Below are 21,907 nucleotides of genomic sequence, written 5' to 3'. Positions count from 1 at the left end.
ACCATGACCACCACACTCCCGTCGGCCTGGGCCGTCCACCCGGACCAGTTCTGGCTGCGCGGGATCCAGCCCGACCGCCCGGTGGAGTTCAAGGCGGAGCTGGGCACCTGGAACATCTACGGGTACGCCGAGGCGCACCGGGTGCTGAGCGACCCGGCCACGTTCTCGTCCGACACCACGCGGCTGGTGCCGGCGGAGTCGAAGGCGGACGTCGCCGAGCTGAGCGAGGGCAGCCTGCTGCAATTGGACCCGCCACTGCACAACAAGATGCGCAAGCTGGTCAGCCGCGCGTTCACGCCGAAGGTGGTGGCCGACCTCGAGCCGCGGATCGGGCAGCTCACCCGCGAGCTGCTCGACGCCGTGGCCGGGCGCGACCGGCTGGAACTGGTGGAGGCGCTGTTCTACCCGCTGCCGGTGATCGTGATCGCCGAGCTGCTCGGGGTGCCGGCGAGCGACCGCGAGCTGTTCCGGAGCTGGGTGGACGAGCTGTTGAGCAGCACCGACCAGGTCTCCGTCAACGAGCAGACCGAAGAGCAGAAGAAGGTGGCCAAGGAGCAGATCCGGGTCACCCGCAAGTTCACCGAATACCTGGGCGAGCACGCCGAGGAGCGGCGCCGGCACCCGAGGGAGGACCTGCTCACCAAGCTGGTCGAGGCCGAGGTCGACGGGGAACGGCTCAACCACACGGAAATCGTCAACTTCGCGAACGTGCTGCTGATCGCCGGGCACATCACCACCACGATGCTGCTCGGCAACACCGTGCTGTGCCTCGACGCGTTCCCGGACCAGGCCGCCCGGGTCCACGCCGACCGCGCGCTGGTGCCGCCGGTGATCGAGGAGTCGCTGCGGTTCCTTTCGCCGTTCTCCGCGGTCGCCCGCGTCACCACCACCGAGGTGGAGCTGGGCGGCGCCACGATCCCCGCGGACCGGATGCTGATGGTGTGGGTCGCCGCGGCCAACCGGGACGCCCGGCACTTCACGAACCCGGACGTGTTCGACCCGGCGCGTGCGGAGAACAAGCACCTGGCGTTCAGCCACGGCATCCACACCTGCATCGGGGCGCCGCTCGCGCGGCTGGAGGGCCGGGTGGCGCTGAACATCCTGCTGGACCGGTACCCCTCGCTGCGCACGATCCCGGGCGAGCCGCCGACGTTCCAGCCCAACCCCGCCATGACCGGGGTGAAGGTGCTGCCGCTTCAGGCCTGAAGTCCTTGCGCCGTCGGCGAACACGCTTCGCCGGCGGCGCAGCGGCGGGCAGGCTGGGCCGATGCCTTCCTCGGTCGCGGTGCTCTCGGACATCCACGGCGTGCTGCCGGCGCTCGACGCGGTGCTCGCGGAGCCGGACGTGCAGGCGGCCGACGTCGTGGTGCTGTGCGGCGACCACGCGGCGGGACCGCTGCCGTCGGCGACGCTGGACCGGCTCGTGGCGCTCGGCGACCGCGCGGTCTGGGTGCGCGGCAACGCCGATCGCGAGCTGGCCGCGCTCGCCGGCGGCGGGACGACGAACATCCCGGACCCGATCGCGCCGTGGGCCGCCACGCAGCTGCGGCCGGATCAGGTGCGGCTGCTGGCGGGGCTGCCGCTGACCGTCACGCTGGACATCGACGGGCTCGGCGAAGTGCTGTTCTGCCACGCGACCCCGCGCGACGACGAGGAAGTGGTGCTCGTCGACAGTCCGCTCTCGCGCTGGGCGGAGGTGCTCGGCGACGTCACCGCGCCGACGGTCGTGTGCGGGCACACGCACATGCCCTTCACCCGGCTCGCCGACCGGCGCCGCGTGGTCAACCCCGGCAGCGTCGGAATGCCTTACGGCACAACGGGTGCGCACTGGGCGCGGCTCGGCCCCGGCGTCGAACTCCGGAGAACTCCTTACGACGCCGAGAAAGCGTGCCGGCAGCTCGTCGCGGAATCGGGTTACCCGGGCATCGGGGAGTTCGCCGACTACTTCGTGCGGAACCCGGCCTCGGACGCCGAAGCGCTGCGGGTGTTCAGTCCCCGTGCCCGCGCAACGAGCGCCACATGATCACCGCGGCGTACGGCAGGAACTCGCGCCCGCGGCGCCACAGCCACGGCACGCCCTTGAGCACCAGCCAGCCGAAGTGCCCCGCGGCGCTCGGCTCCACGCCGCCCGAGCAGGTCAGGCTGACCGGCTCCGGCACGGCGAACCCGGCATCGGCGAGCAGCGCGGTGAACCCCAGCGCGAGCATCCGGTGGCCGAGTTCCGAGGGGTGCAGGCGGTCGACGCTCCACGCGGTGAGGTCGTACGCGCCGGGCATCGTGTCGAGGTCGAGGCAGGGCACGCCCTCGGCGGCGACGACGGCGTCGATGGCGGCGTTCAGCTCGGCGACCCGCGCGCTGAGCGCCCGCTTCAGCGACTGCGGCAGGCGGAACACCTTGCCGTGGTCGTGGAACCGCACGGGCACCACCGTGGTGCCGACGGCGGCGAGCGTCCGGATGATCTCGGTGAGGTCGGCGGAAATCCGCTCGGCGTCGAAGTCGGGGCGCAGGGTGTCGTTCATGCCGACGACGATCAGCGCGACGTCCGGCCGGTGCGCCAGGACGAGCGGAAGCTGCTCGGAAAGCACGCAGTTCATGCGCGCGCCGGTGAACGACGGGTTGAGGTAGCCGTCTTCGCCCACGCCCAGCGCCGCGGCGACGAGCGGCCCGACGCCGCGCCAGCCGCCCCGGTGCGGGAGTGGGTCGCCGAGGCCCACCGCGGTGGAGTCCCCGAGCACGGCGAGGCGCCGCGCGCGCTTGAGCGGCGCGGCGGATTCCCGCGGTGCGGCAGGCGCTTGCGGCGCGGCGGATTCTCGCGACGCCGCGGGCTCTCGCGGTGAGGCGGGATCACGCGGTTCCGGCGAGGTGGCGGGCTCCGGCGGCCGGGTGGGCTGCGGCGCCTGGGTGACTTGGACACTGATCACGGTCACGCGAAAGACCATCCGGCACCGAAACCCACCCTCGGTGATGGTGAGGTAACGCCGCATGGACGGGGCGGGGAACTCTTGGCACGTTGGGGCAGGTGTCCGCCCCATCCGGGCAGAACGGACAACCCAGCCACCCGGGTTTTCGCGCCGGAAGCGGATTCCCGGCGCGAAACGGTCAGGTCCGGCGGTCAGCGAAAGGCAGGGTAAAACGCCAGGTCGGCGTGCGGGCCGAGGCGGGCGCCCAGTGCGGCGGCCACGCGGGTGGCGTGCTCGGCGATGTCGGGCAGCCGCGCGTAACCCGCGTGTTTCGCCAGCTCACGCCACCAGGTGACCAGCGCGGCCTCGCGGCTGACGGGGGTCGCGTGGCGGGTGAGGTCCAGGCTCGGGAGCGTGTCGCTGGTGATGAGCCAGACGAGCAGCAGTTCGCTGATCGTCAGCTGGGCCGCGAGTTCCTCGTCGTCGGCGAAGGAGGGCCAGACGCCGACCACCTCGGCGCGCCACGCGGCGATCATCGCCTCGCTCATGCCCGCGGGCAGCGCCAGCGCGTCGTCGCACGAGGCGAACGGCAGCCGCAGGTAGGCGGCGTCCACCAGCGCGGTGCGGACGCGGCCGCGCTCGAAGTCCAGGAAGCGCACCCCCGAGCCGGTGACCAGGTTGTTCTCCGGGCTCAGCTCCGAGGGGCTGAACGCGCGGAACGCCGCCGACCGGGCCAGCGCCACGGATTCCGCCACGCGCGCGCGGATCGGCTCCGGCGTGACGATGCCCAGCAGGTCCTCCAGCAGCGGAGGGACCTCGTCGAGGGTGTCGGCGAGGTCGTTGTCCTCGTTGCGGACCGGGCCGCCGAGCCGGCGCAAGAGCGCGTTGAAGTCCGCCTCGCGGCTCGCCGTGCTCGCGTGCAGCCGGCCGAGCGAGCGGGCCCACGACAGCAGCGCCCGCTCCGCCGCACGGGAATCGCGCGCGGAGAGCTTGTCCTGCAACGTCGGGGCGCGACCGAGGTCCTCGATCACGAGCACGCGCTGGCGGCCGTCGTGCGCGAGCAGCTCGGGGCACATCCGCTCGTCGGGCGAGAGCGCGGTGAACAGCTGGTAGCTCACTGCTTCCTGCGCGAACGGGTCGGCGTAACCGGGCTCCGGCGGGTCCGGGTAGTGCTTGATGACCAACGTGCGCGGCAGCGCGAAGGACGAGGAGACGACCCGCGCCCGCAGCACCGTCGCGGGCCCGCTGCCGGCGAGGTCTTCGGGCGACACAAGCGTGATCGCGCTGCCGAAGCGACGCGATAACACGCTTTCCCCCGCCGCGATAGCCGCGGCGACGGGCTCGGCTCCCGCACCGACGGTGGAATCGTCGGTGGAGGAGGTGTCGACTGTCATTGGCACCGACCCTACTCGTGACTGATGAACCATGACCACACTGATCCGGGCAGCGGGACGCGAACTGCCTCCCTCGGCGAACTGTGAACGTGCTCTTGGTGAACTGTGCTCTTGGTGAAAAGCCGGGACGTGACAAAGCACCGCGGCGTTGCGCCGTGCGGCGAAAATCAGCGGAATGGCCGTACCGGGCCGGGTTTCGCGCTGGCGCGCCGGTCACCTGAACCGATCCGGGAATCCGTGGGCACCGGCGCGGCGGGGACTCCTCTGCGATGGTTCACCGCTTTTCCTTACCCACTATGGGCAGTGGGAAAACACCGAACCGATCCCGAAGCGCCGAGTGACCCGATTGGCTCGTCACCCGGACGAAAGCGGGCGCCGAAGCGCGGCGGAACTCTGTTTGCGACGGCGCACCAAGAGGACCGCGGCCGCGGCGAGCACGATCCCGAGCAGGTTGACCAGCAGCTGCAGGACCGAGTAGCCGGCCCGGTCCCAGCGCCCGGCCACCGCGGCCACCATGGCGTAACCCGCCGCCGGCACCGTGGTCACCGAGATGAAGACCCCGACCAGCGCCGCGGACTTCGCCGAGGTCATGGCCAGCATGCCCGCCGCGCCGGCGAGCAGTGCGACGACGAACGACGCGACGCCGACCTGGTAGACGAAGTCCACCGCATGGTTGCCCACGATCGCCGAGGGGTCGAAGACCCCGGTCGCCGAGCCGAGCAGGACCGCGCCGAGCGTGACGGCCATCGAGACCGGGAAGCCGACCAGCAGCGCCACCCCGGCCCGGGCGATCAGATCGCGCCGGCGCAGCACCAGGCCGACCGCGATGGCGGCCAGCGGCCCGAATTCGGGCCCCACCACCATCGCGCCGACGATCGTGACCGCCGAGTCCGTGACGACGCCGACGGCCGCGAGCAGGCAGGCGATCACCAGGAACGCCTGGAACGTCAGGTTCCAGCGCGACTCCTCGCCCGTGCGGCCCAGCAGTTCCTGCCACACCACGGCATCCGCGCCTTCACCGGGCGCGGCCTCCTCCGCGGCGTCGGCCGCGTCGGACAGCGCCGTGTCCAGTGCCTCGAGCGTGATGCCGCCGGAACGGTCGAGGTGCAGCGCGCACAGGGCGTCGACGATCTCGTCGGCCGCCTCGCGCGCGATGTCCGCCTCGATCAGGTCGCCTTCCGGCTGGACGGCGACCCCGCGGTGCACCACCAGGTGCGCGGTGCCGGCGTGCGTCCGCAGGAACTCGACCACTTCGTCGGTCCGCTCCGGCGGGCACACCGCCCGCAAGTGCAGCACTACGCCTGCGGCGCCGGCGGCACGGGCTTCGCGTCGATGCCGGCCTCCTTGCGCTGCTGCGCGGTGATCGGCGTCGGAGCGGCCGTGAGCGGGTCGTAGCCGCCGCCGGTCTTCGGGAAGGCGATCACGTCACGCAGCGAATCGGCCTTGGCCAGCAGCATCACGATGCGGTCCCAGCCGAACGCGATGCCGCCGTGGGGCGGCGGGCCGAACGCGAAGGCGTCGAGCAGGAAGCCGAACTTCTCCTGCGCCTCCTCGTCGGACAGGCCCATCAGGCTGAACACGCGCTTCTGCACGTCGCCGCGGTGGATACGGATCGAGCCGCCGCCGATTTCGTTGCCGTTGCAGACGATGTCGTAGGCGTACGCGAGCGCGCTGCCCGGGTCGGACTCGAACTTGTCGATCCACTCCGGCGTCGGCGAGGTGAACGCGTGGTGCACGGCGGTCCACTTGCCGGAGCCGACGGCCACGTCGTCGCCGATGTCCTCGACCGGCGCGAACAGCGGCGCGTCGACGACCCACACGAACGACCAGGCGTCCTCGTCGATCAGGCCGAGCCGCTTGCCGATCTCGTCGCGGGCGGCGCCGAGCAGCGGCTGGGTCGCACTCGCCTTGCCGGCCGAGAAGAAGATGCAGTCACCGGGCTTCGCGCCCGCGGCGGCCGCGACGTTCTCGCGCTCGGCCTCCGACAGGTTCTTCGCGACCGGCCCGCCGAGCGTGCCGTCGGTGTTGACCAGGATGTACGCGAGGCCGCGGGCGCCGCGCTGCTTCGCCCACTCCTGCCACGCGTCGAGCTGGCGGCGCGGCTGGTCGGCGCCGCCGGCCATCACGACCGAACCGACGTACGGCGCCTGGAACACCCGGAACGGCGTGTCCGCGAAGAACTCCGTCATATCGGTGATCTCGAGGTCGAAGCGCAGGTCCGGCTTGTCCGAGCCGTACTTCGCCATGGCCTCGTGGTAGGTGATGCGCGGGATCGGCCGCGGGATCTCGTGCCCGATCAGCTTCCACAGCGCGGTGACGATGTCCTCGCCGAGCGCGATCACGTCGTCCTGCTCGACGAAGCTCATCTCGATGTCGAGCTGGGTGAACTCGGGCTGGCGGTCGGCGCGGAAGTCTTCGTCGCGGTAGCAGCGGGCGATCTGGTAGTACCGCTCCAGGCCGCCGACCATGAGCAGCTGCTTGAACAGCTGCGGCGACTGCGGCAGCGCGTACCACGAGCCGGGCTTGAGCCGCGCGGGCACGAGGAAGTCGCGCGCGCCCTCGGGGGTCGAGCGGGTCATCGTCGGCGTCTCGACCTCGACGAAGTCCTGCGCGTGCAGCACCTCGCGCGCGGCGCGGCTGACCTCGCTGCGCAGCCGCATCGCCGCGGCCGGGCCGCTGCGGCGCAGGTCGAGGTAACGGTGCTTGAGGCGGATCTCCTCGCCGACGTCCACCCGGTCGTCGATCGGGAACGGCAGCGGCGCCGCCTCGGACAGCACCTCGAGCTCCGTGGCCAGCACCTCGATCTCCCCGGTGGGGATCTCGGTGTTCGTGTTGCCCTCGGGCCGCCGCGAGACCTCGCCGACGATCTTCACGCAGAACTCGGAGCGCAGCGCGTGCGCGCGCTCGGCCATCTCGCCCTCGCGGAACACCACCTGGGCGACGCCGCTGGCGTCGCGGAGGTCGATGAAGATGACTCCGCCGTGATCGCGCCGCCGGGCCACCCAGCCGGTGAGGGTGACGTGCTGACCGGCCTGCCCGGCACGCAGGGTGCCGGCTTGATGAGTGCGGAGCACTGCGACTGCTCTCCTTCGCCCACGGGTTCACGACGGTTTTCGCCGAACCCAGAGGCTAACGAACGGCCCGGGCGGCCGTGCTACCAGGCTTGTCCCGGACCAGCGCCGGCGGCTTGCGGAGCGGTCACAGGAGACGGAGCTGTTCGGCTTCCGGCGCCACCTCCTCCACCTGCGGCTCCGGCACCTCGGCCACCCGCCGGGGCGGCTGCGGATCGGCCTCGTCGCGCGGGGCGAGGCCGTGGCGGCGCAGCAGCGGGCCGACGCGTTCGCCGAGGCGTTCGCGGTAGCCGCGGTCCACGTACGCGCCGCGGGAGTACAGGCGTTTGTACCGCGGCACCAGCGCGGGGTGCGTGCGGCCCAGCCACGAGGCGAACCACTCGCGCGCGCCGGGGCGCAGGTGCAGCGGCAGCACGCTGACGCTGGTGGCCCCGGCTTCCACGAGGCGGGCGAACAGGGCGTCCAGGGCTTCGGCGGAGTCCGTCAGCCACGGCAGCACCGGCGCGACCAGCACGGCGCACGGCAACCCCGCCGCGCGCGCCTTGCGGACCAGCTCCAGCCGCGCCTGCGGGCTCGGCGTGCCCGGCTCCAGCCGGTGCTGCAGCTCCCGGTCCAGCAGGGCGATCGAGACCGCCAGCCGCACCGGGACGTCCTTCGCCACGGATTCCAGCAGCGGCAGGTCCCGGGTCAGCACCGTGCCCTTCGTCAGGATCGACAGCGGGGTGCCCGAGTCCGCCAGCGCGCGGATGATCCCGGGCATCAGCCGATAGCGGCCCTCCGCGCGCTGGTACGGGTCGGTGTTCGTGCCCATCGCCACGTGCTCGCGCGACCAGCCCGGGCGTTTCAGTTGCGCCGCAAGCACTTCCGGCGCGTTGATCTTCACCACCACCTGGGTGTCGAAATCGTGGCCCGCGTCGAAATCCAGGTAGGTGTGGGTGTTGCGGGCGAAGCAGTTGTGGGACACCATGCCGTCGGCCACGAAATCGCCGGTGCCGGTGGTGATGTCGTACAGCGGCAGGTCCAGTCCCAGCGATTCCACCGCCGCGACGGTGCGCCGCACCGAGCCGATCGTGGTCCCGTCGAGCGAGCGCTTCCACGCCACGGCCGGGTCGGCCAGGTGCAGGAACCGCAGCACCTCGCCGGTGCCGCCGGAGAGCCGCGCCACGCGCCGGCCCGGGTGGCCGCGGTGCCCCACCGTCTCGTAGCCGAAGGAAAACCGTTCCAGCGCTTGGAAAAGCGTCTCGACGACGTCCGTCTCGTCGTGCGCGATCGACAGCACCCCGCGGCGGTACGAGCCGGCGAGGTCGAACAGCCCGGCGAGGAACCCGCGGGACCAGTGCGCGTCCGGCTGCGGCGGGATGCGCAGGAACCCCACCGAGGAGCCGAAGTCCGGCAGGTAGCGCAGCGCCCGCGCGGCCGCGTCCGGCTCCGCCGCGAAACCGCCGGAGCGCAGCATCCCGCACAGGTACCCGGCGCGGTAGCCGAGTGTGTCGTCCGGCGTGCGTTCGAACCGCCCGCCGCCCACCAGTTCCGTGCCGACCTCGAGGTGCGGCCGCTGCGCCGTGCCGAGTTTGCTGCCGGTCACGTACTTCCACCCGCGCGCGCTGAGGAACCGGTGGTCCGGCCCGGTCACGAGCGTGGTGCCGTCGTCGAGGGTCACGCGGTAGGCCTCGCGCACCGTGGTCCAGTGCGCCAGCACCTCCGTGGGCACCAGCCGCCGCGCGACGCCGTGGCCGCGCGTGCCGAGGATCGCCTCGCCCACCGCGAGGTCGGCGATCGGCTTGACCCGGCCGTCGGCCAGCAGCACCGGGGTGCCGCCTTCGAGGCAGTACGTGCACGCGTGCGAGCAGCCCCGGTACGGGTTCACCGTCCACCGGAACGGCACCGCGGAGGCTCCCGGGACCTTGTTCAGCACCGACCGGGCGTGCACCTCGTGAAAGGTGACGCCGTCGAATTCCGGTGATCGCACCGACCGCACCAAGCCGTCCAGGCCTGGCAGGACCGGCTCACCCTCCCCTGCCCGCTGCCGTTCCCATCGCACTCGTCCAGTCGAACACATGTTCTAGAGTACTGTCAAACATATGTTCGAATGACAAGGCTGGTCTCGCCGCGCGTCCGGTCGGGTCCTCGTCACACGGGGAACCGCTCCAGCGCCCGGATCTTGTTGGTCGCGTCCAGCGCCGCCACCTTGTACGCCTCGGACAGGGTCGGGTAGTTGAACACGGCGTCCACCAGGTAGTCGACGGTGCCGCCGCAGCCCATCACCGCCTGGCCGATGTGCACGAGGTCCGTGGCGCCGGTGCCGAACACGTGCACGCCCAGCAGCTTCCGGTCCGTTGTGGACACCAGCAGCTTCAGCATTCCGTAGCTGTCACCGGTGATCTGCCCGCGCGCCAGCTCGCGGTAACGCGAAATGCCGATCTCGTACGGCACCGAGGACGACGTCAGCTGCGCCTCCGTGGCGCCGACGTACGAGATCTCCGGGATCGTGTAGATCCCGATCGGCTGCAGGGCGCCCAAGCCGTTCGCGTGCTCGCCGAACGCGTGGTACGCGGCGAGCCGGCCCTGGTCCATCGAGGTGGCCGCCAAGGCGGGGAACCCGATCACGTCGCCGACCGCGTAGACGTGCTCCACCCCGGTGCGGTAGTGCTCGTCCACCGCCAGCCGGCCGCGCTCGTCGGCCATCAGGCCCGCGTTCTCCAGCGCCAGCTCACCGGTCACGCCCTGGCGGCCCGCGGAGTACATGACGCCGTCGGCCGGGATGCGCTTGCCGCTGACCAGGGTGGTGACGGTGGAGTCGGCGGAGACCGCGACGTTCGCCACCTTCTCCCCGAAGCGGAAGGTGACGCCGAGGTCGCGCAGCTGGAACTTCAGCGACTCGACGATCTCCGGATCGCAGAAGCCGAGCATCTGGTCCCGCTGCTCCACCACGGTCACGCGCGAGCCGAGCGCGGCGAACATCGACGCGTACTCGATCCCGATCACCCCGGCGCCGACGACGACGAGCGAGGACGGGATCTGCTCCAGCCGCAGGATCTCGTCGGAGTCGAGCACCCGGGCGGCGTCGAAGTCGACGTGCGCGGGGCGGGCCGGGCGGGTGCCGGTGGCGATCACCACGTAGTCGCCGGTGATGGTGCGGCGGTCGCCCGGGTGGCGGCCCTCGACCATGATCGTGTGCGGGTCGGCGAACGAGCCGGTGCCCGCGACGAGGTCGACGTGGTTGCGCAGCAGCTGCGACCGCACCACCTGCACCTCACGCCCGACGACGTGCTGCGTGCGGGCCAGCAGGTCGGCGATGGTGATGTCCTGTTTGACGCGGTAGCTCGCCCCGTAGAGCTCCCGCTGGTTCATGCCGGTCAGGTAGAGCACCGCTTCGCGCAGTGTCTTGGACGGGATCGTGCCGGTGTTGACACACACCCCGCCGACCATGTCGTGCCGGTCGACGACCGCCACCTTCTTCCCCAGCTTCGCGGCGGCGATGGCCGCCTTCTGCCCGCCGGGCCCCGAGCCGATGACGATGAGGTCGTACTCGTGTTCGCTCACGTGCTGTAGCCTGCGCACTCCCCCGCCGCCGCGCAACCCCGAAAGCGGCGTCGTGCAGGGCTTGGACCAGTGCTTCACGGCTGGCGGGACCGGGGCCGAACCGCTCGTCGCCGACTTCGCTGCCCGCGGATCGACGTCCTGGTCAACAGCGCCACGGGCACGAGTGCCCGGATAACCGTTGCCCGGCAACGCTTTCGTCGCGCTACGGGACGTGCACCGTGGCCGCGTCCGACGTGGTGGCGCCGGCGAGGTTCGTGAACACCGCCCGGTACTGGGTGCCCTCGACCGGCTGGGCGACGGTGAGCGTGGTGCCCGTCGCGTCCGGGACGTCCGCCCACGGGCCCCCGGCCGCCATGGCCTGCCAGCGAACGAGTGGTGCCGGGTCGCCGAGGGCGTACGCGGTGAACGTGGCGGGAGCCGCCGAAGCATCCTGCGGCTGCTGGGTCACCACGGGTGCGTCCGGCTGGGCCGTCGCCAGGCTGATCGGCACGACGTTGCCGCCGCCGACCGTCACCGCGACGCGGCCGATCGACTGCTCGCCGGTGCCGATGTTCAGGCGCAGGTCGGCATGGTTGTTCTCGCGGTTGGAGAACGCCGCGTCGGGCAACGGGATCACGGCCGTCTTCCACGTGTCCGTGTTCGTGTCGGTGACCCACGCCGAGTCGCGGTAGGCGTTGTTGGGGACGTCCGCGAACGAGTCGTAGTGGAGGTTCCAGCCGCCGGTGCCGTGGTCGAAATAGCTGACGTACGCGGTCGCCTGGTAGCCGCCGCCCGGCACCACGCCGTCGTCGAGGTCGAGGTAGAGGTACGAGGACCCGGCCGCGGTGGTCCGGGCGGGCAGGCCGCCCGCCGTCGTCGCCGTGGTGCTGCCGTCGCCGCCGTTCTGCACCACCAGTCCGTGCGTGCTGTCCGGATTGCCGAACGCGGCGCCGACGGTCGCGGACTGGGCGGCCGGCCCGATGCCGACCGCGAACACGTGCGCCGCCGGGGCGTTCGGCGCCTGGCCCGACGCGGTGTCGGGCAGGATCACGTACTGCACGGTCTTCGCCGGGTCGAGCGCGGCCCAGGCCAGGTACACGTGCACGTTCTGGTTCTGGCGGGCGCTGTTCGGCCCGGAGTTGAGGTACGGCGTGGTCGCCGCGATCGACGTCCCCGGCGACGCGCCGCCCGCCCACCAGTCGGCGAAGGACAGCGTGTAGCCCTGGGTGCTGCCGTCGCTGTAGACGATCGTGCCCGGCGCCGACGTGCTGCCGAACGCGCTCGAGCCGAGGAACCCGAGCAGCGCGCCCCGGCCGCTCACCGGCAGCACCTGCCCGCCCGCGACGATGTTGTCCGGCACGTTCGGCCGCGGCCACGTGAAGCCGATCCCGCCGGCGGTCACGGTCTGCCCCGGCGGGAACCCGGCCGCGGCCAGTGCCTGCGCCGAGTAGTTCAGGCCGCTGCCGTCGAACGCGCCGGCCGCCGGGGCGTTGTCGTTGCTGATCCCGGTGTTGTCGTAGGCCGCTTCCACTGAGGGATAAGGCACTTTGACGCCGCCACTGGAGCCGAACGAGCCGGCGCTCGACTTCGCCGTGAACCCGATCGGATAGGAGCCGGGCTTGACGTCCGCGCCCGCGCTCAGGGTCCACTTCACCGTGACCGAGCCGCCCGCGGGCACCCGGGCGTACGTGGTCGGGCCCGCCGGGGTGGCCGTCCAGCCGGGCGGTGCCGTGATCGAAACGGCGAGGTCACGCACGTCCTTCGTGTCGCCGTTGGTGAACGTGGCCGAAGCCGGGCCCGAGCCGGCCGCCGCCAGGATCGAGGGCACCGTGCTCGTCAACGTCCCCTGCACGACGATCGGCGCCGAGCCCGAAACGCCGTTGACGGTCGCGGTGATCGTCGCGACGCCGTCCTTGATCGCCCGCACCGACCCGTTGCGGTCCACGCTCGCGACGGCCGGGTTGCTGCTCCGGTAGCCGACCGCGGCGTGACTGGTGTCCACAAAGGACTGGTCGTCGTTCACCGCCTCGACCACCTTGTCCGCGGCGATGCCCAGGTCGCGGTCCGGCTCCTCGGCCGGGTTGGTGTCGTCGGCCAGCCAGCGGTTGCGCCCGGCCAGGTCGAAGGTCTGCCCGGGGTGGTAGACGACCGACTCCGGCTGCACGGTCACGGTCCGCACCTTCGGCTTGGCCGCGCCGGTGACCTGCACGTCGGAGCGGGCCACGATGGTCGACGCGTCGGAGCCGACCCGGAACTGGTACGTCCCGGGCGCCACCGCCTCGCGTGAATGCGCGGTGTCCCACAGCGCGAGGTCCGAGACCTTCACCGGCAGCACGACGTGCTGGGTCTGCCCCGGGTCGAGCGGCTGGGTCTTGCGGAACCCGGCGAGCCGCTGCAGCGGGACGTCACCGGTGCCGGCCCCGGGCGACGCCACGTACAGCTGCGCCACCGTGGTTCCCTTGCGCGGCCCGGTGTTCGTGACGTCGAGACCGACGTTCACGGTGCCGTCCGGCGCCACCGACCGGCGGTCGGCCGTGACGTTCGAGAGCCGGAACGTGCTGTAGCCGAGGCCGTAGCCGAACGGGTACGTGGGCGCGCCGGTGAAGTACTGGTAGGTCCGGCCGAGTCCCCCGGTGCTCGCGGCGTTCAGCCCGTAGTCCTGCATCGGCGGCAGTTGCGCGTCGCCGGAGTACCAGGTGAAGTCGAGGTGCCCGTCCGGGTTCTGCTTGCCGAACAGGACGTCCGCGAGCGCCGTGCCCTGGCTTTGGCCGTTGTAGCCGCTGAACAGGATCGCGGGCACCTTCGCCTGGAGGTCGCCGAGCGCGACCGGGCCGACCGTCTGGAGCGCGAGCGCCGTGCGCGGGTTGCCCAGCGCCGTCACCTGGTCGATCAGGGAGCCGTAGTTGCCGGGCATGCCGAGGTTCGCCCGGTCGTGGCCTTCGCTCGCCGAGGAGTGGTCCGTCCCGGCGAAGATCAGGACCAGGTCGGCGGCTCGGACGGCGGACTTGGTCGCGTCGCTCAGGACAGCGGGCGTGGTGGCGGTCGTCGAGGTTCCCGCCGCGTCGAACACGACAGAGGCGTTCGGGAGCGCGGCCTTGATGCCCTCGACGGGGTTCACCGTGTGGGTCGGCTGGCCGCTGTACCCGCCGAGCGTCACGGTGTTCGCCAGATCGCCGAGGACCACGACCTTGGCCGTCTTCGCCGGGTCCGCCGGCAGGACCGGCCCGCCACCCGGCATAGCCGCGTTCTTCAGCAGCACCAAGGAGTTGTCGGCGACCTTCGTCGCGAGGTCCTGGTGCGCCGGGCTTTCGATCACCGACTTGTCGATCTTCGTGTAGCCCACCTGGGCGGGCGGGTCGAACTCGCCGGTGGCCATCCGCATGGTGAACAGCCGGACGAGGTCGGCGTCGAGCACGCCTTCGGACAGGATGCCCGCGCCGATGGCGGCCTGGATGTTGGTCAGTGTGGCCTGATCGCCGGTGCAGTTGAGCTGGGTCCCGGCGCGCAGCCCGTACGCCTCCGCGCCCGCGGCGGCCGGGATGGTCGCGCCGGTCGCCGTATTGGTCCAGATCACCTGCGCGCCGGAGACCGAGGACTTCCAGCCCGGCGCGGCCCAGAGGTGCCCGCCCGGCGGCGGCTCCCACGCCGTCTGGATCGCGTCGCAGTCGGACGTGGTGTAGCCGTCGAACCCGAAGGTGCGCTGGGCGAGCTGGTTCACCAGGTAGGTGTCGACCGCGCCGGGCGTGCCGTTGATCGCGTTGTACGAGGTCATCAGCCCGGCGGCGTGATCGTCCTGGACCAGCTTCTGGAACTGCTTGAGGTAGTACTGGTGCAGGTCGGCCTCGGTGGTGACCGAGTCCCCGGACAGCCGGTTGTCCTCGACGTTGTTGAGCGCGTAGTGCTTCACCGTCGCCGCGACCTTGAGGTACGGCGTCATCGGGCTGCCGTCGGGCTTGTTGCCCTGGTAGCCGTTGACAAACGCGCCCGCCATCTGCGCGACGAGGTACGGGTCTTCGCCGAACGCCTCGTCGGTGCGGCCCCAGCGCGGGTCGCGGTCCAGGTTGACCGTCGGCGCCCAGTAGGTCAGGTCGCCGTAGTCGTTCACGTCCGGGCCGATGTTGTTCTGGCCGGTGCCGAAAAGGGATTTGTCCAGAAAACCGCGGGCTTCGTCCGAAATCGCGGTCGTCTCGGAGTAGGTCAACGCCGGGTCCCACGACATCGCGGCGGCGAAGTTGACCGGGAAGCTGGTCGAGTGCACGTTGTCGACGTCGCCTTGGCCGCCCGCGCCGGCGTCGGCGCCGAGCCGGTTCAGACCGTGCTGGCCCTCGCTCCAGTAGGTGTACTGCTGCACCCCCAGCCGCGTGATGGCCGGCGCGTTGTTGGTGTGCAGCTGCTGCACCTTCTCCGGCAACGTCATGCGCGACACCAGATCCGCCGCGCGCTCGGCGAAGCTGTGCTGCGTGTCGCGGTAGACAGGCGGGGGTGGCGCCGCCGCCGCGGAGCCGTTCATCACGGCGACGGCCAGCGTGATCCCACTCAGCGCGACAACGGCGAAAGCCATGGACCGGCGAGCGGGACGCGTGTGGGCCATGAAGAACCTCCGCGGGGACCAGGACTCAGGCAGAGCTCAGAGTTCCGTTGCCCGAAGGGAAAAGTCAAGGATCCCCCGAATTTGTCGCCTTCTTTGTCCGGCCGCCGAAAAAAGGCGACGCAAAGTTTCCGCAAGATCGGGTCGCGCGGCTTCTCCATTGACAAAGCCTCCGGGAAAACCCACACTTCCAGACGCTCCTGACAGCGTTGTCAGGTCAGGGGCGGCAGCAGGTTCTCGGCGCAACTCGCGACTTCGGAGGCTTGCCATGCACCGTGTCCCCACCGGATCCTGGCGGCTGCTGCTCGCCGCGGCGGCGGTCCTGCTCGCGCTCGGCGTCGCCACGCCGTCCGCCGCGGCCGCGCCCGGGGTTTCGCTCGTCACGAACCCGGCGCAGTACGTCGACCCGATGATCGGGACCGGAAACGGCGGTGAGCAAGTCGGGCAGATCAACAACTTCCCCGGCCCGGCCGTGCCGTTCGGCATGCTCCAGTGGAGCCCGGACACACCGGACGCGTACGCCGGCTATTCCTATGACAGCGACCAGATCCGCGGGTTCAGCCTCACGCACGCGTCGGTCGGCTGCCGCCAGTTCGGCGACGTGCCGATCCTGCCGGTGGTCGGCGACGTGGGCACCGCTCCGTGGGACCGCACGGAGAAGTTCTCCCACGACACCGAGGTGGCCCGAACCGGCGAGTACGGCGTGACGCTGGCCGACTCGGGTGTCCGCGCCGACCTGACGTCGGCCACTCGCACGGGTCTCGCGGCACTGACGTTCCCGGCCACCGACAAGGCCCAGCTCCTGGTCAAGGCGGGCGCCAGCCTCAACGGCGACCAGGCCGCGGCCGTGCGGACGATCGGCGACCACGAAGTCGTCGGCTCGGCGTCGACCGGCCAGTTCTGCGGCCACCAGAACAACTACACGATCTACTACGCGCTGCAGTTCGACCGGCCGTTCACCGCGGCGGGCGGCTGGGACGGGACCACGGTCGGTACGCCGGGGACGTCGATCGACGTCTCTTCGCCGCGCGCGGGCGGCTACCTGACCTTCGACACCCGGGCGAACCAGGTCCTGCACATGAAGGTCGCGATCTCCTTCGTCAGCACCGAAGGCGCACAGCGGAACATGGCCGCCGAGATCCCCGGCTGGGACCTCGCACCGGTCGAGGCGGCCGCTCGCCAACAGTGGGACGGCGTTCTGTCCCGCATCCAGGTGGGCGGCGGCACCGCGGACCAGCTGAAGACGTTCTACACCTCGCTCTACCACTCGCTGCTGTACCCGACGACGTTCAGCGACGTCGACGGCCGCTACCCCGGCTTCGACGCGAAGGTCCACTCGGTGAGCGGGCACCAGCGCGTCCAGTACGCGAACTACTCGCTGTGGGACACCTATCGCTGCCTCGCCGCGCTGCAGGCGCTGCTGCTGCCGGACGTCGGCAGCGACCTCGCGCAGTCGCTGGTCAACGACGCCGCGCAGTTCGGCTGGCTGCCGAAGTGGCCGGTGATGAACGGGGAATCCGGCGTCATGAACGGCGACAACGTGACGCCGTTCCTCGCGTCGCTGCACGCCTTCGGCGCCCAGGACTTCGACACGACAACGGCGCTGAAGTACATGCTGAAGGGCGCGACGACCCCCGCGCCGCCCAACTTCCCTTACCAGGAGCGGGAAGGCGTCGCCGACTACCAGACCTACGGCTATGTGCCCAACGACCGCGCCGAGCAGGGCCACGTCCGCACCGGCGCGTCGCAGACGCTGGAATACGCGATCGACGACTTCGCGATCTCACGGTTCGCCGGCGCGCTCGGCAAGCACGACACCGCGCGCACGTACGCGGGCCGGTCGCAGAACTGGCAGAACATCTTCGACGGCGGCACCGGCTACCTGCGGCCCAAGGACAGCACGGGCGCGTTCCCGGCCGGTCCGGGTTTCGTGGCGCCGCCGGCCGGCCAGTTCGGGCAGAACGGGTTCGACGAGGGCAACGCCGCGCAGTACAACTACCTGGTCCCGCAGAACATGGCCGGGCTGATCACGGCGATGGGCGGGCCGGCCGCCGTCAACCTGCGGGCGGACGCGTTCTTCCAGCTGCTCAACACCGGGCCGAACCTGCCGAACCAGTGGTCCGGCAACGAACCCGACTTCGCGACGCCCTGGCTGTACGACTACACCGGCCAACCGTGGAAGACGCAGGAGGTCGTCCGGCGGATCGAGGCGCAGCTGTTCTCGGCGACGCCGAACGGCGAGCCCGGCAACGACGACCTCGGCGCGCAGTCGTCCTGGTACGTCTGGGCCGCGCTCGGCCTCTACCCGGTGACGCCGGGGACCACCGACCTCGCGTTCGCCAGCCCGCTGTTCCCGAAGGCGGTGCTGCACCTGGCGAACGGGCGGTCGATCACGATCGACGCCCCGGCGGCGGCCGCGGACCACCCGTACGTCACCGGCCTGTCGGTCGACGGCAAACGGTGGGACAAGACCTACCTGCCGCCCTCGGCGCTGCGGACCGGGACCACGCTGAAGTTCGACCTCTCCGCGCAGCCCAGCCCGTCCTGGGGCGCGACCTCGTCACCACCGTCCTATTCGGACGGACAGGTGGCGGCCATCGGCTACACCAGCCCGACCGGCCAGGTGCGCACGGCGCAGGGCGCGAGCTTCCCGGCAACCATCGGCGCGGTCGCTGCCGCCGGCCGGTCCGGTCCGGTGCGCTGGCGGGCCCAGCCTCCGGCCGGGATCACGGTGACGCCGTCGTCCGGCGTGCTGCGCCCCGGCACCACCGCCGGGGTCACCGTCGCGGTCGCCGCGGACGCGCCTTCGGGCTACCACCCCGTGCCGGTGAGCTTCACCGACACGGCGGGGCACGCGCTGCCGGGCGCCACGATCACCGTCACGGTGCCGGCGGCGGACGGCAAGGCGACGACCTGCGACACGCTCGGCGCGAGCGACACCGAATGCGGCCTGCAGCGGCTCGACAACGGCGACGGGCACTCGGCACCCGTCACCGTCGCCGGGCGGTCCGGAAGGTCCACTTCGGACGGTTACCTGTACTTCGGCGTGACGGACGACCTGGTGCCCGGCGGCACCCCGTACACCGCGACGATCGACGTCGACTACCTCGACCAGGGCACCGGCTCGTGGAACGTGCAGTACGACTCCAGCGACCCGAACCAGCGGTACCAGGGAAGCTCGTCGGTGACCGACACCGGGACCGGCACCTGGAAGACGGCGACGTTCACCCTCCCGGACGCCGGCTTCGGCAACCGCGAGAACGGGAGCGCCGACTTCCGGCTCTCGGTCGGCGCCGGCTTCGTGGTGTCGCGGGTGCACGTGAGCGTTTCCGGCGGAAACGTGCTGGCGCTGCACCTCTGCCCGGGCGACTGACTCAGGACCGCAGGGCCCCACGGCGCCGGTGGAGGTCCGTCACGCCGTCGAGACCCGCCGCGATCTCCTCGCGCAGCAGTGCCGCCTGCTGCTGCGCGACATCCTCCCCGAGCAACGCGGCCGCGCGCCCTTCCTCCAGGGCCGCCAGCGCCTCCCACGGCGTCGGCGCGAGCGAACCCACCTCCACGCCCGGCTCCGGCGGGGCGAGACCGTCCGCTATACCCGCACGGCCCGACGCCAGCAGGGCCGCCAGCACCAGATGCGGTTGCGCGTCCGCGCCCGCGAAGCGGAACTCGAGCCTCGGTGACGCGGGCGGCCCGCACAGCCGGACGGCGGCGGTGCGGTCGTCCGGGCCCCAGCGGAGCACCCGGGGTGAGAACGACGCCGTCCGCAGCCGGGTGTAGCTGTTCCACGTCGGCGCCCACACGGCCGTCAGCGCCTGCGCGTCGCGCAGCACGCCCGCCAGGAAAGCACCCAGCTGACCGGAAAGCGTAGCTGGACCATCCGTTGTGGACAGTGAAAGGTGGACGTGGCACGAGTTGCCCTGCCCCGGCTCCGGCGCGGCCAGGTAGTCGGCGCGGACGTCGTGCCGGGCGGCGACGCGGCGGGTGAGCAGCTGCAGCAGCAACGCGTCGTCGCAGGCCGCCAGAGGGTCGCGGTGCCGCAGCACGACCTCGTACTGGCCCGGGTGGCATTCGGCGCGCACGGACTCCACTCCGAGGCCCGCGGCCGCTTCCCGCAGCGAAGCGAGCAGGGGCGCGAGCCGTTCGGTGCCGCCGAGCGCGTAGTCGACGCCGTGCGAGGTCAGCGGCGCGCCGTCGGCGTCCCGGAAGACGACCTCGTGCTCGATCCCCGCCGACGGCACCAGCCCGTGCTCTTCCAATGCCGCCAGCTGCACCCGCAGAACGGACCGCGGCGCCAGCCCGGCCGGCTCGCCCGACGGCCACTCCGCGTCGCACACCACCGCCCACGTCCGGTCGCCGAGCGGGACCGCCGTGGCCGGGTCCGGGCGCATCCGCAGATCGCCGAAACCGCCGAGGTACGGCGAAAGCGCGCCACCGCCGGGCAGCGGCTCCCGGTCCGGGGTCCAGGCGAACACGTAGCTGCACACGCCGTAGCCGTCGTCAAGTACTTCGGCCGCGAACGGCCCGCCGACCTCGGCCGCGGCGAACCGCGCGTGCGGGTCGGGCACCAGCAGGAGCAGGCGGGTGCCCTCGTCGTCGAGCACCCGGCGCAGGATCTCCCCCGCCATAGCCCCGGCCGAAGCCCGCGCGGCCAGCGAACGCGGTCCGACGGGACGCGCGAACGGCGTCACCAGGCGCCGTCCGGGTCCGGTGTGTGCAACGGGTTCGGCACCCGGCCCCACCGGACGTCGAACTCGTCGTCGCGTTCCACCTTGTCGAAGCCCTGCCCGGCGAAGTGCTCACGGTTGAGTGTCACGCGCTCCACGTCCGGCGCGAGCAGGCGGCACGCGTCGAACCGCTCGGCGACGTCGGGATTCTCGTCGCGATAGCGGCCGACGACCGTGCGCACCAGCGCCCAGAACACCCCGCGCGGCAGGCCCAGGTCGTCGAGCAGGATCTCCGCCCAGAACCGCAGCTGCCCGGAGAACACCGAGCTGAACAGCGATTGCGCGAGCAGGTGCGCCGGCCAGCGCAGCATGTCGGCGTTCGCCTCCGGCGGGAGGTCGGCGTAACAGGGCAGCTCCTCGTCGAGCAGGTCCACGCCCTGCGCGAAATCCTTGACCGCCACGCGCAGCGGCCACCCGTCGGCGTCGACCACCAGGATCAGGTTCTGGCCGTGCGGGCAGAAGCCGACGCCGTACCGCAGCAACCACTGGAGCAACGGCGTGAGCAGCAGGTCCAACAGCCGCGCGCACCACTGTTCGGCGCCGTGGCCCGCGCGCTCGATCAGCCCGGCGAGCACGGACCGGCCGTCGGCGTCGCGGTAGGGCAGCGCGGCGAACGAGATCGCCTGCTCCCCCTCGCCGAGCCGGGCGACGAGCGGCTCCCGCCACAGCGCGCCCAGCGTCTCGTGGAAGCGGTACGGAAGTTCTTCCAGCGCACCGAAAAGTGGGTGCCGCACCGAGACGCTGGCGACCTCGCCGAGCAGCTCGAACCGGTACTCGCGCGACAGCAGCGGGTCGGCGGCGTCGATCCGGCGCAGCCACTCGGTGACCGACGGGCCGGCCAGCGTGGCCGCCGAGTTCAGGCCGCGGTAGACCAGCGTGTTGCGCACCGAAACCGCGGTCTTCACGTCGTGCCGGTCCGGTCGCGAGGTGTTGGCCAGCGTGCGCACGGTCTGATGGGGACGGTAGGCGTCACCGCCGTCGCCGAGGTCCACCAGCCGCCCGGTCGCCAGCTCGGCCGAGTAGAGCGTGCCGAGGATTTCGTCCGCCTGCCAAGGATGCACGGGCACCCACAGGTAATCGGCCGGCTCTCCGACCTCGGCCACACGCGCGGTGAACGCCGCCCGCTCGGCCTCGTCCAGCTCGGCGGCCAGCAGCTCGGACTCGGTGAGCCCGGCGACGCAGCGGAACTCGGCGAGGTCGCGGTGCACGGCGAACCAGCGCAGCCGGACGTCGGCGCCGGCCTCGGGCGCGTACCGGCCGCGATCGGCGGCGGAGAAGCCGACGCGGCCCTTGTTGAGCACCAGCCGCGGGTGCCCGGTGAGGTGCCCGTCGGCGAGGTTGTAGTCCATCGTGGACAGTGCGGGAGCCGTGGGCGCGCGCCGCAGGCGGGCCGCCTCGTTCGCGACCGTCGCGGTCAGCTCCGCGAGGACGTCGGCGAGCCGGAGCCCGGTCAGCCCCAGTGTTTCCCGCGCGTCGACGACCAGGGTGCGCGGGTCGTCGGCCGGCGCCTCCGCCCCGCCGGCGGCCCGGACCGCACTGCCCGGCCGGACCGTCCAGGACTCGAACGCGCCGCGCCGGGCCTCGAAACGGTACGAGACGTCACCAGGCAGCTCCAGCTGCCAGGTGCGGTGCCCGTCGTTGGTCGCTTCGCCGGGCTTCGGCACGAGCATCGCCTCGTACGACAGCTCGCCCAGCATCTTGTGCACGA

Annotated in this window: 12 protein-coding genes; 3 read left to right on the top strand and 9 right to left on the bottom strand. The window is 71.8% G+C overall.

Features of this window, described 5'->3' with window-relative positions:
- Nucleotides 1-3 precede the first annotated feature (3 nt).
- Both BMY97_RS21125 and BMY97_RS21120 read left to right on the top strand, forming a co-directional pair.
- Entirely contained in the window at nucleotides 4-1,206 is a 1,203-nt protein-coding gene (locus BMY97_RS21125; protein ID WP_091618713.1) for a cytochrome P450, read from the top strand.
- A gap of 61 nt (nucleotides 1,207-1,267) precedes the next feature.
- Nucleotides 1,268-2,023, top strand: a complete 756-nt coding sequence (locus BMY97_RS21120; protein WP_091618711.1) for a metallophosphoesterase family protein — start codon at nucleotides 1,268-1,270, stop codon at nucleotides 2,021-2,023.
- Here BMY97_RS21120 and BMY97_RS21115 read toward each other — a convergent pair.
- From BMY97_RS21115 to BMY97_RS21085, 7 genes are all read right to left on the bottom strand, one after another.
- Entirely contained in the window at nucleotides 1,989-2,939 is a 951-nt protein-coding gene (locus BMY97_RS21115) for an SGNH/GDSL hydrolase family protein (protein WP_091618709.1), read from the bottom strand. The two genes, BMY97_RS21120 and BMY97_RS21115, sit on opposite strands and share 35 nt — an antisense overlap.
- A gap of 173 nt (nucleotides 2,940-3,112) precedes the next feature.
- Complete coding sequence (locus BMY97_RS21110) at nucleotides 3,113-4,294, bottom strand: phosphotransferase (protein WP_091618708.1); 1,182 nt, start codon at nucleotides 4,292-4,294, stop codon at nucleotides 3,113-3,115.
- A gap of 354 nt (nucleotides 4,295-4,648) precedes the next feature.
- A complete protein-coding gene (locus BMY97_RS21105) occupies nucleotides 4,649-5,590 on the bottom strand; it encodes a DUF389 domain-containing protein (RefSeq protein WP_177231464.1) in 942 nt (313 codons plus the stop codon).
- Nucleotides 5,590-7,368 carry an aspartate--tRNA ligase gene (gene aspS / locus BMY97_RS21100; protein ID WP_091618706.1) on the bottom strand — a complete coding sequence of 593 codons (1,779 nt, stop codon included), beginning with the start codon at nucleotides 7,366-7,368 and terminating at the stop codon, nucleotides 5,590-5,592. Before aspS ends, BMY97_RS21105 begins: the two co-directional genes overlap by 1 nt.
- A gap of 124 nt (nucleotides 7,369-7,492) precedes the next feature.
- Entirely contained in the window at nucleotides 7,493-9,424 is a 1,932-nt protein-coding gene (locus BMY97_RS21095) for an intein-containing Rv2578c family radical SAM protein (protein WP_091618704.1), read from the bottom strand.
- A 71-nt stretch (nucleotides 9,425-9,495) separates the two neighbouring features.
- Nucleotides 9,496-10,908, bottom strand: a complete 1,413-nt coding sequence (sthA, locus tag BMY97_RS21090; protein WP_245787418.1) for a Si-specific NAD(P)(+) transhydrogenase — start codon at nucleotides 10,906-10,908, stop codon at nucleotides 9,496-9,498.
- Nucleotides 10,909-11,110: 202 nt separating this feature from the next.
- On the bottom strand, nucleotides 11,111-15,478 hold the full coding sequence (locus tag BMY97_RS21085; RefSeq protein ID WP_218156824.1) for a glycoside hydrolase family 3 C-terminal domain-containing protein: 4,368 nt from the start codon (nucleotides 15,476-15,478) through the stop codon (nucleotides 11,111-11,113).
- Between the two features lie 265 nt (nucleotides 15,479-15,743).
- On the opposite strand from BMY97_RS21085, the gene BMY97_RS21080 reads away from it, so the two are divergent.
- Nucleotides 15,744-18,848 carry a GH92 family glycosyl hydrolase gene (locus BMY97_RS21080; RefSeq protein ID WP_091618702.1) on the top strand — a complete coding sequence of 1,035 codons (3,105 nt, stop codon included), beginning with the start codon at nucleotides 15,744-15,746 and terminating at the stop codon, nucleotides 18,846-18,848.
- Nucleotide 18,849: 1 nt separating this feature from the next.
- Here the strand turns inward: BMY97_RS21080 and BMY97_RS21075 are convergent, their stop codons facing one another.
- Both BMY97_RS21075 and BMY97_RS21070 read right to left on the bottom strand, forming a co-directional pair.
- Entirely contained in the window at nucleotides 18,850-20,163 is a 1,314-nt protein-coding gene (locus BMY97_RS21075; RefSeq protein WP_091618700.1) for a type I glutamate--ammonia ligase, read from the bottom strand.
- Nucleotides 20,160-21,896 carry an IucA/IucC family protein gene (locus tag BMY97_RS21070; protein WP_091619136.1) on the bottom strand — a complete coding sequence of 579 codons (1,737 nt, stop codon included), beginning with the start codon at nucleotides 21,894-21,896 and terminating at the stop codon, nucleotides 20,160-20,162. Before BMY97_RS21070 ends, BMY97_RS21075 begins: the two co-directional genes overlap by 4 nt.
- Nucleotides 21,897-21,907 lie beyond the last annotated feature (11 nt).

It is taken from the genome of Amycolatopsis saalfeldensis, from assembly GCF_900110575.1.
In the GTDB taxonomy this organism is placed as follows: Bacteria; Actinomycetota; Actinomycetes; order Mycobacteriales; family Pseudonocardiaceae; genus Amycolatopsis; species Amycolatopsis saalfeldensis.
The sequence above is the reverse complement of the archived record's forward strand: the minus strand, read 5'-3'. Positions and strand labels throughout refer to the sequence as shown.